This window comes from Pseudomonas sp. GB2N2, from assembly GCF_054897705.1.
In genome coordinates this window covers 378,240-392,578 of the sequence record NZ_CM142701.1, presented here as the reverse complement: position 1 = coordinate 392,578, position 14,339 = coordinate 378,240, and the positions used below count along the sequence as shown (strand labels likewise).

Genomic DNA, 14,339 nt, shown 5'->3' with positions numbered 1-14,339 from the left:
GCTTGCCAGCGATGAGGCCTTCACTTTCACCGCAAAACCAAGGGAATAACCCATGCCCGCCCTGAAAAAAATCCTGATCGCCAACCGCGGTGAAATCGCCTGCCGCATCCAGCGCACCGCCCAGTCTTTGGGCTATCGCACCGTCGCCCTCTTCAGCGACGCCGACGCGAACGCCCTGCACGTACAGATGGCCGACGAAGCCGTCAACATCGGCCCGGCCGCGGTGCAGCAGTCGTACCTGAACATCCCGTCCATCCTTGACGCCGCCCGCCGCACTGGCGCCGACGCGATCCACCCCGGCTACGGCTTTCTCTCGGAAAATGCCGAGTTCGCCCGCGCCTGCCAACACGCCGGCCTCACCTTCATCGGCCCGAGCCCCGAAGCCATCGAGCTGATGGGCAGCAAGCGCCTGTCGAAACTCGCCATGCTCGACGCCGGTGTGCCGTGCATCAGTGGCTATCAGGGCGCCGAGCAAGACGACGCCACCCTCAGCCGTGAAGCCGAACGCATTGGTTTCCCGCTGATGATCAAGGCGAGCGCCGGCGGCGGCGGTCGCGGCATGCGCCTGGTGCACAACGCCGCCGAATTGCTGGCGCAGATTCGCACCGCACGGTCGGAAGCGTTGAATGGGTTTGGCAGCGATGAACTGATCCTTGAACAAGCGCTGATCAATCCGCGTCACGTCGAGATTCAGCTGTTCGGCGACCAGCAGGGCAATCTGATCTACCTCGGCGAGCGCGATTGTTCAATTCAGCGCCGCCACCAGAAAGTCATCGAGGAAGCGCCCTGCCCGGTCATGACCGCTGAATTGCGTCAGGCCATGGGTGAAGCGGCGCTGAAGGCGGGTCGCGCGGTAAATTATGTCGGTGCCGGCACCGTGGAGTTCATGCTGGATGCGCGCGGCCAGTTCTATTTTCTGGAAATGAACACCCGGTTGCAGGTTGAACATCCGGTGACTGAACTGATCACGGGCCTGGATCTGGTGGCCTGGCAACTGCACGTCGCCGAAGGCCTGCCGTTACCACTGCGTCAGGAACAGGTGCAGCTCAACGGCCACGCCATGGAAGTGCGGCTGTATGCCGAAGACCCGACGCAGGACTTTCTGCCCCAAACCGGGCACATTGTCGCCTGGGAACCGGCGTTGCAAGGTGGCGTGCGGATCGACCATGGCTTGATTGAAGGTCAGTCGGTCAGTCCGTTCTACGACCCGATGCTGGGCAAGATCATTGCCCACGGCGCTACCCGGGAAGAGGCCCGGCGCACGTTGCTGCGGGCAGTGCAGGACACTGTGTTGCTGGGCCTGCCGAGCAACCAGCGCTTGCTTGCCAGCCTGCTGGAAAATCCGCACTTCATCAGCGGCGAGTTCGGCACGGGGTTCATTCCGGCGCATTTCGCCGATCATCCGTGCCTGCATCCGTATGTGCCCAGCGCCGAGGAACTGGCGATTGCTGCGGCGCTGTTCTATCACAGCTCAGCACAGGTACATCGCACCGCGCTGGCCGGTTGGCGCAATAACGCCAGTGTGCCGCTGCACTATCGCATCGGCCTGGAGGATCAGGATTGGCCGGTACAGGTGAATGCAGTGCCGGGCCAAGCGTACCGGATTGAAGTCGCCGCTCAGTCCCTCGAACTGAACATCATCCACTGCGACGGACGCTGGGCCACCCTCGAAATCGACGGCATCCGCCAGCGCCATGCCTATCGACTCGAAGCAGCGCAACTCTGGCTCTTCACCGGCCCCGGCAGCTTGTGCCTGGAGGATCGCACCCAGGCCTTGGTCAGCAGCCAGGCCAGCGTCAGTAGCGGTACGCTCAAGGCACCAATGGACGGAGCGATCGTCGACGTACTGGTTGCCGAAGGCAGCACGGTCAGCAAAGGACAACTGCTGGTGGTGCTGGAGGCGATGAAAATGGAGCACCCGCTGAAATCGGGCATCGACGGCGTGCTCAAGCGCTTGCAGGTCAGGGTGGGTGATCAGGTAAAAAATCGTCAGATTTTGTTGGAGGTCGAATAACCCGCTAGGCGGATTCGCCGGGTTTGGCTACGCTCAAGCGCTATCAGGACGCGAATACCAGGAACCCTGCAATGCCTCACTGGCTGGTGATAGATCTGGAAGCCACCACCGATGAGGGTGGTTGGCCCGTTGCGGAAATGGAGATCATCGAAATCGGAGCCACGCTGGTGGACCGTCAAGGTCGCGAGCTGGATCATTTCCAGCGTTTCGTGCGCCCTTCGCGGCGGCCACTGCTCACACCGTTTTGCCGGGAACTGACCCACATCACCCAGGCCAACATCGACAGTGCGCAGCCCCTGACCGAGGTCTGGCCAGCGTTCGAGCGCTGGCTCGGGCAACATCACTCTCGGCTCCAAGGCTGGGCCAGTTGGGGCGATTACGACCGCAAGCAACTGCTTCAGGAATGGCAGCGCCTGCAACTCGACAGCGAATTGAGCCGTGTACCGCACATGAACCTCAAACAACGCTTCGCCAAGGCCCGACGCCTGGAACGCCCGCTTGGGCTCAATGGTGCGCTGCAACTGGCGGGCATGCAGTTCACCGGCCAACAGCACCGGGCGTTGGAAGATGCGCGCAATACAGCGCGTCTGTTACCGCTGGTTCTGCCCCTCGCTGGTTCTGCCTCTCTGGAAAGGTGACGACGGCACAGGCCTTGTGCATACTGGCCGGCCCCTTTTTTACCCTTTTCCACCCTTTTCAGCCCTTTTCGAGGAATCGCCCATGTTTAAAGTCAACGAGTACTTCGACGGCACCGTCAAATCGATCGCCTTTGGCACCGCTGAAGGTCCGGCGACCATCGGCGTCATGGCTCCGGGCGAGTACGAGTTCGGCACCAGCCAGCGTGAAATCATGCACGTAGTGACCGGAGCGCTGACCGTCAAGCTGCCCGACAGCACTCACTGGGAAACCTTCGAAGCGGGCAGCCAGTTCAACGTGCCAGCCAACAGCAAGTTCCAGTTGAAAGTGGCCGTCGACACCGCGTACCTGTGCGAATACCGCGGCTAAAACCCCGGGTTTTCACAGCGCAAAAAAATGCCCGTGTCATTCGACACGGGCATTTTTCATTCAGGTCCGGTTATTCCAGGATCGTGACCGGCATGCCCACTTCGAGCAGGCCATTGCCGTCGTTGACCAGATTCTGACCGAACATCGCGCCCCCTTCCTCAGCGCGGCATTTCTGCAAGGTCGCGAGCGGTTCGCGATCATCGCTGCGCACACCGGTCTGCGGATCGATGGTGGTCAGAATGCAGCGCGAGCACGGCTTGACCACGCGGAACTCGACATCGCCGATGCGGATACGCTTCCAGCCATCTTCGGCATAGGCTGCACTGCCTTCGATCACCAGATTTGGCCGAAAGCGCAACATCTCCAGCGGACGACCGACTTTCTCGGACAAATCCTGCAGAGACGCCTGGCCAATCAGCAGCAACGGGAAGCCGTCGGCGAAAGCCACTTGATCGTCGTCCTTACCGTAGCCCGCCTGAGTGGAGCGCGCGCGATCGATGGGAATCTGCACCAGCCGAGTCGGTTTGCCAATGAATTTACTGACCCAGGCGCCCGCTTCATCACCCGCATCCGGCACTCGCAAACTGTCTGTAAAAATAGTCACGCCACGCAGTTGCGCATCGCTGGCAGGCAAAGCGATATCGAGCGCCTCATGGCCTGGGGCGCTGAGTTTCAAGCCACCGTCGGCATTCCACAACGCTGACAACTGGCTCATCTGCCCCACGGCACGCTGGGTCAGGAAACGCCCACTGGCTTCATCCACCAGCATCCAGCGTCGATCCCCGTCCAGCCCCAATCTGTCAAGGCCAATCCGTTGCAAAGGCTCAGCCTTGCACGATTTCAACGGATAACGATAAAGCGCGCTCAGACGCAGCATGGACAACTTCCCGGTGGATAAAATGCCACCCTATACGAGCTTGTCGATTGAATCAAAGACTGCGAATTGAACACCGCTCCCACAGGTAATACACGTGCAGTCTTTACATCGTTTTCAGGCAGGCACTTCGTCCAGCATCAAACGCTGGCGCACCACGTCGACCAGTTTGTCCGGCTGGAATTTGGAGAGGAAGTTGTCGCAGCCGACCTTCTTGACCATCGAATCGTTGAAGCTGCCAGACAGCGAAGTGTGCAGTACCACGTAGAGGCCGCGCAGGCGTGGGTCGTTACGGATCTCGGTGGTCAGGCGGTAGCCGTCCATTTCCGGCATCTCGGCGTCGGTGAAGACCATCAGCAATTTGTCGGTCATGTTGACGCCGGTGTCAGCCCAGCCCTTAAGCATGTTCAGCGCTTTCAGGCCATCACTGGCGATGTGCATCTTCACGCCCAACTGCCCGAGGGTGTCGCGCAATTGCGAGAGCGCCACGTTGGAGTCGTCCACCAGCAGCACCTCGCGACCACGGGCGCGTTCCAGGACCGGATCGTCAAGCTTCTCGCGGGACACCTTGGCGTTATACGGGACGATTTCCGCCAGGACTTTCTCGACGTCGATGATTTCCACCAATTGATCGTCGACCTTGCTGATGGCAGTCAGGTAATGCTGGCGACCGGCGCTGGTCGGCGGCGGCAGAATGGCTTCCCAGTTCATGTTGACAATGCGGTCCACGCCGCCGACCAGGAAGGCCTGCACCGAACGGTTGTATTCGGTGACGATGATCGTACTGGTCGGACTTGGCACCAGTGGACGCATGCCGATGGCCTGGGACAGGTCAATCACCGGCAAGGTCTGGCCGCGCAGATTGACCACGCCGCAGACAAACGGGTGGCGCTGGGGCATCAGGGTCAACTTTGGCAACTGCAACACTTCTTGCACTTTGAACACGTTGATCGCGAACAATTGCCGGCCAGCCAGCCGGAACATGAGAATTTCCAGGCGATTCTCACCCACCAGTTGCGTGCGTTGGTCTACCGTGTCGAGAATGCCGGCCATCAATGACTCCTGGGCTTGTTCTGATGAATTCACTAAAGAAAGTTATCGGCAGTTAATGCAGGACCTTGACCCCCCTGCAAAATGCCACGTCCGGGCATTGATGTCACATTAACATCATGGTTAACTGCATCCCGAATTCATTTGCTTCTATCCCGCGGCGCGACCACTGTTCGCACCCAAAGTTCCTGCGCGTAAGGGATTCCCCTAGTAACAATCAGGACCAACCTGATATTCGCAATATCCAATAGCCATTAATGTGACGCCATTCTCATTGCATGAATGGAGTCAGGCTTTTGTGTGCGATCGCAGGTCAGTGGCCATCCACCTTCACGAGTTCCCCAGCCTCTATCCAGGCCGGACGAAGCGCGATTTCACCCCGGCACTTCAACGCCGAGCCGCAAATCTTTCTCGACACACACGACATCCCCTCATTTGAAATGACGTTGTGGAGATAAGCATGCCGAACCGTAAAGAGTGGACCCAGCGGCTCCCTGAGTTTCTCGTCGAGGCAGAAACACTCCTGGCCAAATCCGAGGAATGCTTGAGTCACCTGCAACTGATCAGCAATGACAAAGACGCCATCGACTGCATGATGAGCACGCTGCTCAAACTGGCCAGCAGGGCCGATGCCCTCGCCCTCGTCGCCGTTTCGGAGTTTTCGTTGCACATCCACGGCTTGCTGAACCATGCCCAAAGTCATGTGGACCTGCACGATAAGGCCCTTAATGCCCTGAAGGACTGCTTCACATTAATGGCATGGCAACTCGAACTCATTGATCAAAGCACAGGCCAACTGAGCCTGGACGACGCTGAACAGACATCGCTGATCGAGGCCTTTGCCTTCCAGGTCGGGCAAAGCCAGTTTCAGCCGCTGGTTAATTCAAAACCGTTTACGCTCGTTTCTTTTTCTGAGCGCCAAGCCTGATTTTCTGATGACAATGCGGTGATCAGTATTCTTATTGCCATGATGTAACTCTTTAACTAGAACACGCTCATGTCGCAAATGAATATTTCATATCTGTCGACGACAGTCCGATACACATATCCCTTCCTCCGGGCATACTTTTCCACTGTGGAACTCACGTCCAGACCCACTATTTCCTGATCCATGAACATATATACCGGGCGCGACCAACGGTATCTTAGGTGGTATTATGCCGGCCGTTAGTTGACGTCAATTAATGGCAGTGTGACTCAGACATAGACCCGTCATTCAACATGATCGGTCTGCCCGCAGCGAACATCCATTGGCTCCATCCGCTATGTACGCCAGCCTCAAGTCAATTACCACATGGCCACCCTCCCGAGAAAACGCGCGCCGGTTCACGCTGCTGCTGTGCACCTGCTCGGCGCTTGGCAACCTGGCAGTTTATAGCCTGTCCACTCGCCTGCCATTTCTTCTGCTACTGCTTAATATTGCGGCGCTGACGTGTGTCTGGGCGCATCATCGCCTTTCGCGCAAGTCTATAAAGTTCGAACCCCAGGAGCTGGCCGACCGATTATTGAAGGTTCAGGAGAACGAGCGCCATCGGCTCAGTCGGGAACTGCATGACGATATCGGTCAATTGCTGACCGCCGCAAAACTTCAGAGTGAATGGCTCAAGCGTCGCATGCCCGAAGAGTTGCAGGGGCAATGCTCGACGCTCTGCGACACACTGGAAGAAACCCTGACCAAAGTTCGTGACGTATCGGCCATTCTCAATCCCAGGCAGTTGACGAGCCTCGGGCTGGAAGCCAGTCTTCGTGCGCATCTGCTCAAGACGCTGTGTAACACGCCAGTAAACTGGAGCCTGGAGTGCCATTCAAGCTTGACCGGCATTCCGGAAGAAATGGCGGTGGCCGCGTTTCGGATCACCCAGGAAGCCGTGACCAATATCTTGCGCCATGCCGAAGCGAAGAATCTGTTGGTGCGCCTGCAACGCCAGCCTGTAGGGCTGGCGCTGTCGATCAGCGATGATGGCCACGGTTTTGCGCCGGCGACCGATCCGGGCCGCGAGGGACAACGGGGAATGGCCGGAATGTCGGAACGGATCGACCAGTTGGGCGGTACCCTGCGCGTGACCAGCGAGCCGGGCAAAGGCACTCAAATCGAAGCTCTCTTCCCGTGGGCGCCCCGTGCGCTGGACCGGGCCAGTACGAATAAGGTTATGCATTGACTTGTAACTTACTTCTGGTGGACGACCACTCGCTGATCAGGGCTGGCGTGCGCGCCCTGGTGCTGGATATTCCCGGTTATGCAGTAATCGGCGAGGCCAATGACGGCTCGCAGTTACTCGAAATGGTCGAGCGGCTGTCCCCGGACATCGTGCTGCTGGATATTTCCATGAAGGAAACCGGTGGTCTTGAAGCGTTGCAGCGGCTCAAACGAGTACGCCCACACAGCAAGGTGCTGATCCTGTCGATGCACACCGACCCGGCGCTGATCATGCAGGCACTGGAATCCGGCGCCCATGGCTACCTGCTCAAGGACACCACGGCCACTGAACTGGAACATGCCCTCGATGCCCTGCGCAACAATGAGCGTTACCTGAGCCCGGCCATCGCCCACACGGTCATCAATCAGGCACTGACCCGAAACCAGAAACAGCAGCCGGATCCCGCTGACTCGCACAACCTGACCGCGCGCCAACTGGAAATCCTGCGACTGATCGTTCGCGGCAAATCCACTCGGGAAATCGCCAACGGGCTGGGGCTGAGCATCAAGACGGTTGAAACCCATCGCTCGCAAATCATGAAGCGCTTGCAGATCTACGATGTGGCAGGTCTTGTACTGTTCGCCGTACGCGAGCAAATCATCAGTCTGGACGATTGATCGCAGCAGGAACGCTCAACAGCGGCGAATGCGCGGGCAAATGCACGTGCAGAGCCCCCGGACGCGCCGAGAAGCGCAAGCTCTCACCATCCAGCGGCTCGCCATCCAGATTGATGTGAAGGCCTTCCGAGACTTTGATCTCGACCCACGGCAAGCGAGCGCGCACAAACATGCTGTCGATACCGAAGCCATCGACGAGCAAGCTTTTCAACGTGCCTACCACTTCCTGCGGCGCCGGCAGAATGCTGATATCCAGCAGACCGTCATCCACCAGTGCCTCCGGGCACAGCACATGACCACCCCCCGCCTGCCGGCCATTGCCGATGCCCAGCGCCAGCAGCTCGCCACTCCACTGAAAATCCGGGCCATGCAACTCGCCATAGGCCGCATGTAATTCACTGAAGCGTGACAAGCCGGTGAACAGGTACGCCGCGCCGCCCAGCACTTTCTTCAAGTCTTCCGAGGTGTTCGCCGTCACCCGACTGCCGAAACCGCCGGTGGCCATATTCAGAAACACTTGCCCGCCGACCTCACCCAGATCGATGGCATGTGGTTCGACATCCAGAAGATCCAGGGCTTGTTCGGGCTCCAATGGCACACCGGCAGCGCGTGCAAAATCGTTGGCGGTGCCCAATGGCATCAACACCAGGCTGGCCTGCGTCGAGTGCGCAGCCATGGCCTCGGCAATGTCACGCAAGGTCCCGTCGCCTCCGCCAGCGATGACCTTGGTATAGCCCGCCGTCAGTGCTTCATCCACCAATCGCTGTGCATCACCGGCCTCCCAGGTCAGGCGAACGGCCAACTCCCAGCCCTGCGCCCGCCGGTTCTGGACAGCCGCGCGGACCTCTTCGTTGAGCGCCTGCTTGCCGTGCAGAATCAATAGTGCCTTGCGTTCATCCATTGTGGTCACTCCCATGATTGAATTCCGTATGGGAAATGTGACCTCGCATCGCCCCATAAAAGTCGCAAAAATATGAATTATTTCAAGCCGAACGCTTATGAGGTCCTACAAGGCGGGATTTTTTCTTACACAACGTGAGGAATCGGCTCAATTGACCCACTGAAGTGATTGGTTCAACTTGGCGGCTACGGTTTATCAGTCATCAGCAGAAATACAGGGACGTACCATGCAAACCCATGACAACAGGTCGCCGGGCTCTCCCGTCGCACCGCTCGCAGAAAGGCGGGCCAGTTATCAAGCCGAACGAAGTAACAGCGCAATTCCTACTGGAGAAGTTGATATGGAACCCCGCGTCGTCGAACTCGAAACTCACCTCAAATATATTCGCAGGGACATGGAAGAAGTCCGGGGTGACGTCAAATCCATCAAACACAGACTCGCCTACTCAGCAGGCGGATCAGCCGTGGTGCTCGGCCTCCTGGGGTGGATCGCCAACAGCCGTTTCGATCAACTGGTAGCACTTCTCGTCCGATGAGAGGCTGTCGCAAACGCATAACCCGGCTCGATGAATCGGGTTTGTGTGTCAAGTGTGAGGCACGGATCAGCCCAGGACTTCGCTCAGCGGGATGAAGCCTACGCTGTCACCTTCTACCAGCGTGCGGTCTTCCAGGACTTCGACCAGACCATCGGCCCAGGCAGCACTGCGCAGCACACCCGAGCTCTGATTTTTATAGATGATTGCACGGCCGTTCTCCAGTCGCCCTCGCAAGTACTCCCGCCGATTGCCTGCTTTGGGCAAGACAAAACCTGCCGGTACCTGGATCTTCAGCGGCTCGACCTCTTTTACACCTTGGCGGCGCAGGATATAGGGCCTTGCCAGCAAGGCAAAGGTCACCAGAGTCGACGCAGGATTACCGGGAAGCCCGATCACCGGGACCCGTCGAAAATGTCCAAACGTCAGCGGCTTGCCGGGCTTGATCGCGAGTTTCCACAAGGTCAGCTCGCCCTCTTCACGCAAGGCAATGCCGAGAAAGTCAGCTTCACCTACCGATACGCCACCGGTCGACAGTATCAGGTCGACGTCCTTCAACTCGCCAAGTCGAGTACGAGTCGTCTCAAGGTCATCTGGAAGAATGCCGGCATCAACGACTTCGCAGCCCAACCGCTGCAACCAGCTGCAAAGCAGTACTCGATTGCTGTTGTAGATCTGGCCTGGACCCAATGCTCGTCCCGGCTCAACCAGTTCATCACCGGTGGAGAGCACCGCGACGCGAACCTTGCGAATCACGTCCAGTTCTGCGCACCCCAGCGACGCCGCCAGCCCCTGCTCGATTGGCCCAAGGCGCGTGCCCGCAGGCAGAATCAGCTCGCCGACGGTGGTCTCCTGGCCTTGTGGACGGATGTTTTGTCCTGGTTCAAGGGGCTTGATGAAACGAACACGGTGATCAACCAAAACCTCGGCGTTTTCCTGCATTTCAACGCAGTCTGCACCGGCGGGTACAGGCGCCCCGGTGAAGATTCGTGCACAGGTACCAGCCTCCAGGGGCTCCGGAGCGTTGCCCGCGAAAATCTTCTGACTGACGACTAGCGGCTCTCCCGTCCAGTCGGCCGTGCGCAAGGCGTAACCATCCATTGCACTGTTGGGCCATGGCGGCAGATCAAGCGTCGAGACCAGGTCATCGGCCAGTACACGCCCCTGAACCTGCGCCAAGGGCAAGCGTTCATGCTCGACAATCAGCGCGCCCTCGGCCATTTGCAGCAAGCGCGCCAGCGCCACCTCGACGGGCATCAGACTGCCGGTCTTTGCGGGTTTATCCGCGGGATTCACAGGGTGCCGCCTGTTTCAGATGAGGCACAAAGTTGCACGGGCGGTGCCGGGAATCCAACTGCTCGGCAAGAATGCCATCCCAACCGGTGCGCACGGCGTTGGTCGATCCTGGCAAACAGCAGACCAGCGTGCCATTGGCCAGACCGGCCAAGGCACGGGACTGAACCGTGGAAGTGCCAATATCCGCCACCGATATCTGGCGGAACAACTCACCAAATCCATCAACCTGCTTGTCCAGCAGGCAGCTCACCGCTTCCGGCGTGCTGTCGCGTCCGGTAAAACCGGTGCCACCGGTGATCAGCACAACCTGCACGACATCGTCGGCAATCCAGTTGGCAACTTGCGCGCGAATTTTGTAGAGATCATCTTTAAGCAGAACCCGAGAAGCGAGGTTATGACCGGCAGCACTCAAACGGTCGACAAAGACTTGACCTGAGGTGTCGGTTTCCAGGGTTCGGGTGTCGCTGACTGTCAGCACCGCGATGTTGAGCGGTGAGAAAGGTAAATCAGCCTTGGCTTTCATAGGCTCGTCCAGTTGTAGGAGAAACAGCCCGGTGTTATATCACAGCGCCCCCTTGTTTTGCCGCCACCATGGAGACTTGCCATGACCTCGAATACATACTCGAATACCCAGCTGTCACCCTGCTCCATTCTGCTCCTGGCAGGTGGGCGCGGCCAACGGATGGGCGGGCAGGACAAGGGGTTGATCGAGTGGCACGGTGAGCCATTGATTGCGCATCTCCATCGTAAAGCACGGCCGCTGAGTGACGACCTGATCATCTCCTGCAACAGGAATCTGGAAAAGTACGCGCCCTACGCCGACCGGTTGGTTCATGACGACGACGGTGACTTTCCGGGGCCCTTGGCCGGTATTCGTGCAGGTTTGAAGGTCGCTCGTCATGAGTGCCTGATGGTGTTGCCGTGCGACGTGCCGCGCATCGATGCCGACCTGCTCGACAGCATGCGCAAAAGCGCCAGTCAGCATCCGGACAAACCGCTGATGCTGCGACAGGGCGAGCATTGGGAGCCCTTGCTTTGTGTTATCCCCGTGGCGCTGCGCGATGCATTCGAGAGTGCATGGCATGAAGGCGAACGCAGCCCGGGGCGCATCATGCGCAAACTCGGCGCTACAGCCCTGCAATGCCCCGACAGCGACCCTCGCCTGGCGAACCTCAATACCCCGGAACTGTTGAGCGCTCACAAGCACGCATCAGATTGACACTAGCCAAGGAACTTGCGCGCGTTGTATACGTCTCACGATCAGCAACTAAAAGAATTCCTATTCGGAGACACACTCATGACTCAACGGACCCTCGCCACTTTGATGCTCGCACTCGGCCTCGCGACCCTCGCCGGTTGCGCTTCGCCTACTGTGATCACCTTAAATGACGGTCGCGAAATCCAGGCCGTCGACACGCCAAAGTACGACGAAAAAGCCGGCTTCTACGAGTTCGAACAATTGGACGGAAAAGAAACCCGCGTTAACAAGGATCAGGTCCGTACCGTTAAAGAGCTTTAATCTTTCGGCGACACCGGATTCAGAAAAGCCCGCTTTAAAGCGGGCTTTTTCATGGCTGGAGAAAAGCCATCACTGTTGCTTGGCCTATTCGCTGATGAGCACCGGGGATATTCAGGCTGGAGGTTTTGGGTTGTGTACATATCCATTGCTGCGGTAACGGCTGGTATTGGTTTCGCCCTTACGGCGAGTCACTTGCAAACACGGAACGCCGCCCGGCGGCAAGTAACCAAGCGCTTTTGCCCCTTTCGTCCGGTGCCTCGCTGTGGCTCGGCCTCCCCATGGGGCAAGCAGATCAAAAGCATGCGAGGCGGACTGATAGCCGACCTGGCTCTCTGGTCGTACGCATTTCCCGCCATCGACAGCAAGCAGGCTCCTACCGGGAATCAGCGTCAGCCGGAAGATGTGCACGGTAAAACAAGCGAAGCGCACCCGCTTGATGCCTCGGTCGGCATACCCGCCATCCCCCAAAAAAACGGATATGCCCCCCCTTGAAAGCGTTCCAACATTCTGCACTGGCCAGAGCCAGAACGAGTCGTTCAGATCACGTAAAGCCGGGTCGGCTGCCGACAAAGCACAGCATCACCATTGCAGGGTGATGCTGCTTTCAAAATTTCTCTGTTCGCCGGTAATCGGGTCCGCAAACCGGAGTCCCTGAGCCAGCAACTTCAACGGATTGGCGTAGTCGTCTTCGACATCCTTGAGCACCTTCGGATAGAACGGGTCATTACAGATGCTGGCTCCCAAGGCCGTCATGTGCACCCGCAACTGATGCTTCTTGCCCGTCAGCGGGTAGAGACCGTAACGCCAGAGATCGCCGTTCTTCTCCCTGACCTCGACAGCCGTCTCGGTATTGCTGATGCCGGGCCCCTCCTGCATGCGGAAGAAAGGCTCACCATCGATAAGTCGACTTTTGTGGACCAAAGGAAAAGCCAACTCCGGTAGGGCTTTGGCGATGGCCTCGTAGCGTTTTTCTATCTGCCGCGTGGGAAATAGAGACTGATAGGCCGAACGACTGTGAGGGTTGGCTGAAAACAGCACCAGCCCTGCCGTGTGCCGGTCAATGCGATGCAAGGGCACGAGATGCGGGTTGTCCAGGCGACGGATCAACCGACGTAACAGCGTTTGCTCAACGTATTCGCCCGACGGTGTCACTGGCAGAAAATGCGGTTTGTCGGCCACCACCAGATGCTCGTCGGCATACAGGATCGCCTCGATCACCGGGATCGGCTTTTCGTCCAGAACCTCCCTGAAGTAGTGAATCCGCAGGCCTTCCTTGTAAGCAAGATCGAGGGCAATTGGCACGCCATGCCCGTCAAGTACACGACCTCGTGCGATTCGGTCCAGCCATTGTTCACGACCGATGGCGCGAAAATGTTCACACAGGCAGTCGAGTACGGTTAGCCACTGCCCAGGCGGTAAGTACAGTGTGCTGGCCTGGCTATGCGCAGCAGAAAAATTTGAAGTGGACATACAAATGCTCTAACCCTCGATACAGGGCGGCATTATCCAGCAGCCGCCGAATCGAACCTAGAAGAGAATCTTCATGCGGAGATCGACTGCGCGCGCGCTGCTGCTTCGGTGAACTCCTTGAGCCAGCGCAACACATCGACCGCTTCCCAGCGACCTGGGTCATAAATGGCGTACAACAACCCCTGATAACCAACGACATCCAGCGGCCGGTGAAAACCCGCGCGCTGGAAGAGCGCCTCGATCTCGGCGAAACAGGTATTGAAATGCACTTTGTTGAACGGGGTCTTGCCTTCCGTGACCAGGCCATCCAGCCGCAATTCGGCGACGGCGTCACGTATCACGTCCACCGACATCCGGTTCACGGTGTTCTTCAATTGTTCGACATTGACCAAGATTCATCCCTCTGACTTCCGGGATCGCCTGCCTGACCCACAAAAGGTCAAACGTGACAGGCAATCCGAGCAACTGTATGAACATACAGTAACCGAATAACCTGCACTCGCCAATGACCGTAACGAGAACCGCGACAGATGGGAGTCAGAATTTGCGCGAAATCAGCGCAGAAACGCCACCACCTGCTCGGCATCGAACGGCCAGTCGAGTTCGGCGCCGGTATCAAGACGGCGCAGCACCGGAATGCGTAACCCGTAGTCTTCGACCCAGTTTTCGTTTTCCGCGATGTCGACCAATTCCACCATCAGACCATGCTCGACCAAGGGCATCAGTTCTTCTTCGGCAACTTCACAAAGATGGCACCCAAGGGTGCCGAACAGCTGGCATTCAGGAGGCATAAGCGCAGGACCCGGCAGAGTAGGCGTACATTCTAGGCCCACGATCACAAGCAGTCGAGTTGCAGGGACCGA

17 protein-coding genes are annotated in these 14,339 nt (G+C 58.2%); 9 read left to right on the top strand and 8 right to left on the bottom strand.

Annotated elements, in window-relative coordinates:
* Positions 1-52 precede the first annotated feature (52 nt).
* The 3 genes from ACYZT4_RS01900 to ppnP all read left to right on the top strand — a co-directional run bounded on the left by ACYZT4_RS01900 (position 53) and on the right by ppnP (position 3,019).
* On the top strand, positions 53-2,014 hold the full coding sequence (locus ACYZT4_RS01900; RefSeq protein WP_461984808.1) for an acetyl/propionyl/methylcrotonyl-CoA carboxylase subunit alpha: 1,962 nt from the start codon (positions 53-55) through the stop codon (positions 2,012-2,014).
* A gap of 71 nt (positions 2,015-2,085) precedes the next feature.
* Positions 2,086-2,652, top strand: coding sequence for a 3'-5' exonuclease (locus tag ACYZT4_RS01895; RefSeq protein WP_461984807.1), 567 nt, complete (start codon positions 2,086-2,088; stop codon positions 2,650-2,652).
* Between the two features lie 82 nt (positions 2,653-2,734).
* Positions 2,735-3,019: a pyrimidine/purine nucleoside phosphorylase gene (gene ppnP, locus ACYZT4_RS01890; protein WP_461984805.1), complete on the top strand. Its 285-nt coding sequence runs from the start codon at positions 2,735-2,737 to the stop codon at positions 3,017-3,019.
* Between the two features lie 70 nt (positions 3,020-3,089).
* Here the strand turns inward: ppnP and ACYZT4_RS01885 are convergent, their stop codons facing one another.
* Both ACYZT4_RS01885 and ACYZT4_RS01880 read right to left on the bottom strand, forming a co-directional pair.
* On the bottom strand, positions 3,090-3,896 hold the full coding sequence (locus tag ACYZT4_RS01885) for an MOSC domain-containing protein (RefSeq protein ID WP_461984803.1): 807 nt from the start codon (positions 3,894-3,896) through the stop codon (positions 3,090-3,092).
* Between the two features lie 114 nt (positions 3,897-4,010).
* Positions 4,011-4,946 carry a chemotaxis protein CheV gene (locus ACYZT4_RS01880; RefSeq protein ID WP_017339985.1) on the bottom strand — a complete coding sequence of 312 codons (936 nt, stop codon included), beginning with the start codon at positions 4,944-4,946 and terminating at the stop codon, positions 4,011-4,013.
* A gap of 457 nt (positions 4,947-5,403) precedes the next feature.
* Here ACYZT4_RS01880 and ACYZT4_RS01875 point away from each other — a divergent pair, with 457 nt between their 5' ends.
* From ACYZT4_RS01875 to ACYZT4_RS01865, 3 genes are all read left to right on the top strand, one after another.
* Entirely contained in the window at positions 5,404-5,871 is a 468-nt protein-coding gene (locus tag ACYZT4_RS01875) for a hypothetical protein (protein WP_461984801.1), read from the top strand.
* A gap of 337 nt (positions 5,872-6,208) precedes the next feature.
* Positions 6,209-7,102, top strand: a complete 894-nt coding sequence (locus tag ACYZT4_RS01870; protein WP_461988515.1) for a sensor histidine kinase — start codon at positions 6,209-6,211, stop codon at positions 7,100-7,102.
* Complete coding sequence (locus ACYZT4_RS01865) at positions 7,099-7,758, top strand: response regulator (RefSeq protein ID WP_461984799.1); 660 nt, start codon at positions 7,099-7,101, stop codon at positions 7,756-7,758. Before ACYZT4_RS01870 ends, ACYZT4_RS01865 begins: the two co-directional genes overlap by 4 nt.
* On the opposite strand, the gene yegS is transcribed toward ACYZT4_RS01865, so the two are convergent.
* Positions 7,742-8,659, bottom strand: coding sequence for a lipid kinase YegS (yegS, locus tag ACYZT4_RS01860; RefSeq protein WP_461988513.1), 918 nt, complete (start codon positions 8,657-8,659; stop codon positions 7,742-7,744). The genes ACYZT4_RS01865 and yegS overlap by 17 nt on opposite strands.
* A 226-nt stretch (positions 8,660-8,885) precedes the next feature.
* On the opposite strand from yegS, the gene ACYZT4_RS01855 reads away from it, so the two are divergent.
* Positions 8,886-9,194, top strand: a complete 309-nt coding sequence (locus ACYZT4_RS01855) for a hypothetical protein (protein WP_461984797.1) — start codon at positions 8,886-8,888, stop codon at positions 9,192-9,194.
* A gap of 66 nt (positions 9,195-9,260) precedes the next feature.
* Here the strand turns inward: ACYZT4_RS01855 and ACYZT4_RS01850 are convergent, their stop codons facing one another.
* Together ACYZT4_RS01850 and moaB are read right to left on the bottom strand one after the other, a co-directional pair.
* The gene (locus ACYZT4_RS01850) at positions 9,261-10,487 is read right to left on the bottom strand and encodes a molybdopterin molybdotransferase MoeA (protein WP_461984796.1); all 1,227 of its coding nucleotides are present in this window, start codon (positions 10,485-10,487) and stop codon (positions 9,261-9,263) included.
* Entirely contained in the window at positions 10,471-11,010 is a 540-nt protein-coding gene (moaB, locus tag ACYZT4_RS01845) for a molybdenum cofactor biosynthesis protein B (RefSeq protein WP_461984795.1), read from the bottom strand. The genes ACYZT4_RS01850 and moaB overlap by 17 nt, the downstream gene beginning before the upstream one ends.
* An 81-nt stretch (positions 11,011-11,091) precedes the next feature.
* On the opposite strand from moaB, the gene mobA reads away from it, so the two are divergent.
* Together mobA and ACYZT4_RS01835 are read left to right on the top strand one after the other, a co-directional pair.
* On the top strand, positions 11,092-11,706 hold the full coding sequence (gene mobA, locus ACYZT4_RS01840) for a molybdenum cofactor guanylyltransferase MobA (RefSeq protein ID WP_461984794.1): 615 nt from the start codon (positions 11,092-11,094) through the stop codon (positions 11,704-11,706).
* Between the two features lie 78 nt (positions 11,707-11,784).
* Positions 11,785-12,006, top strand: coding sequence for a YgdI/YgdR family lipoprotein (locus ACYZT4_RS01835; RefSeq protein WP_461984792.1), 222 nt, complete (start codon positions 11,785-11,787; stop codon positions 12,004-12,006).
* A 579-nt stretch (positions 12,007-12,585) separates the two neighbouring features.
* Here ACYZT4_RS01835 and ACYZT4_RS01830 read toward each other — a convergent pair.
* From ACYZT4_RS01830 to ACYZT4_RS01820, 3 genes are all read right to left on the bottom strand, one after another.
* Positions 12,586-13,476 carry a pseudouridine synthase gene (locus tag ACYZT4_RS01830; protein WP_461984790.1) on the bottom strand — a complete coding sequence of 297 codons (891 nt, stop codon included), beginning with the start codon at positions 13,474-13,476 and terminating at the stop codon, positions 12,586-12,588.
* Positions 13,477-13,547: 71 nt separating this feature from the next.
* A complete protein-coding gene (locus ACYZT4_RS01825) occupies positions 13,548-13,868 on the bottom strand; it encodes a transcriptional regulator (RefSeq protein WP_461984788.1) in 321 nt (106 codons plus the stop codon).
* 162 nt (positions 13,869-14,030) lie between these two features.
* Entirely contained in the window at positions 14,031-14,267 is a 237-nt protein-coding gene (locus ACYZT4_RS01820; protein WP_461984787.1) for a glutaredoxin family protein, read from the bottom strand.
* Positions 14,268-14,339 lie beyond the last annotated feature (72 nt).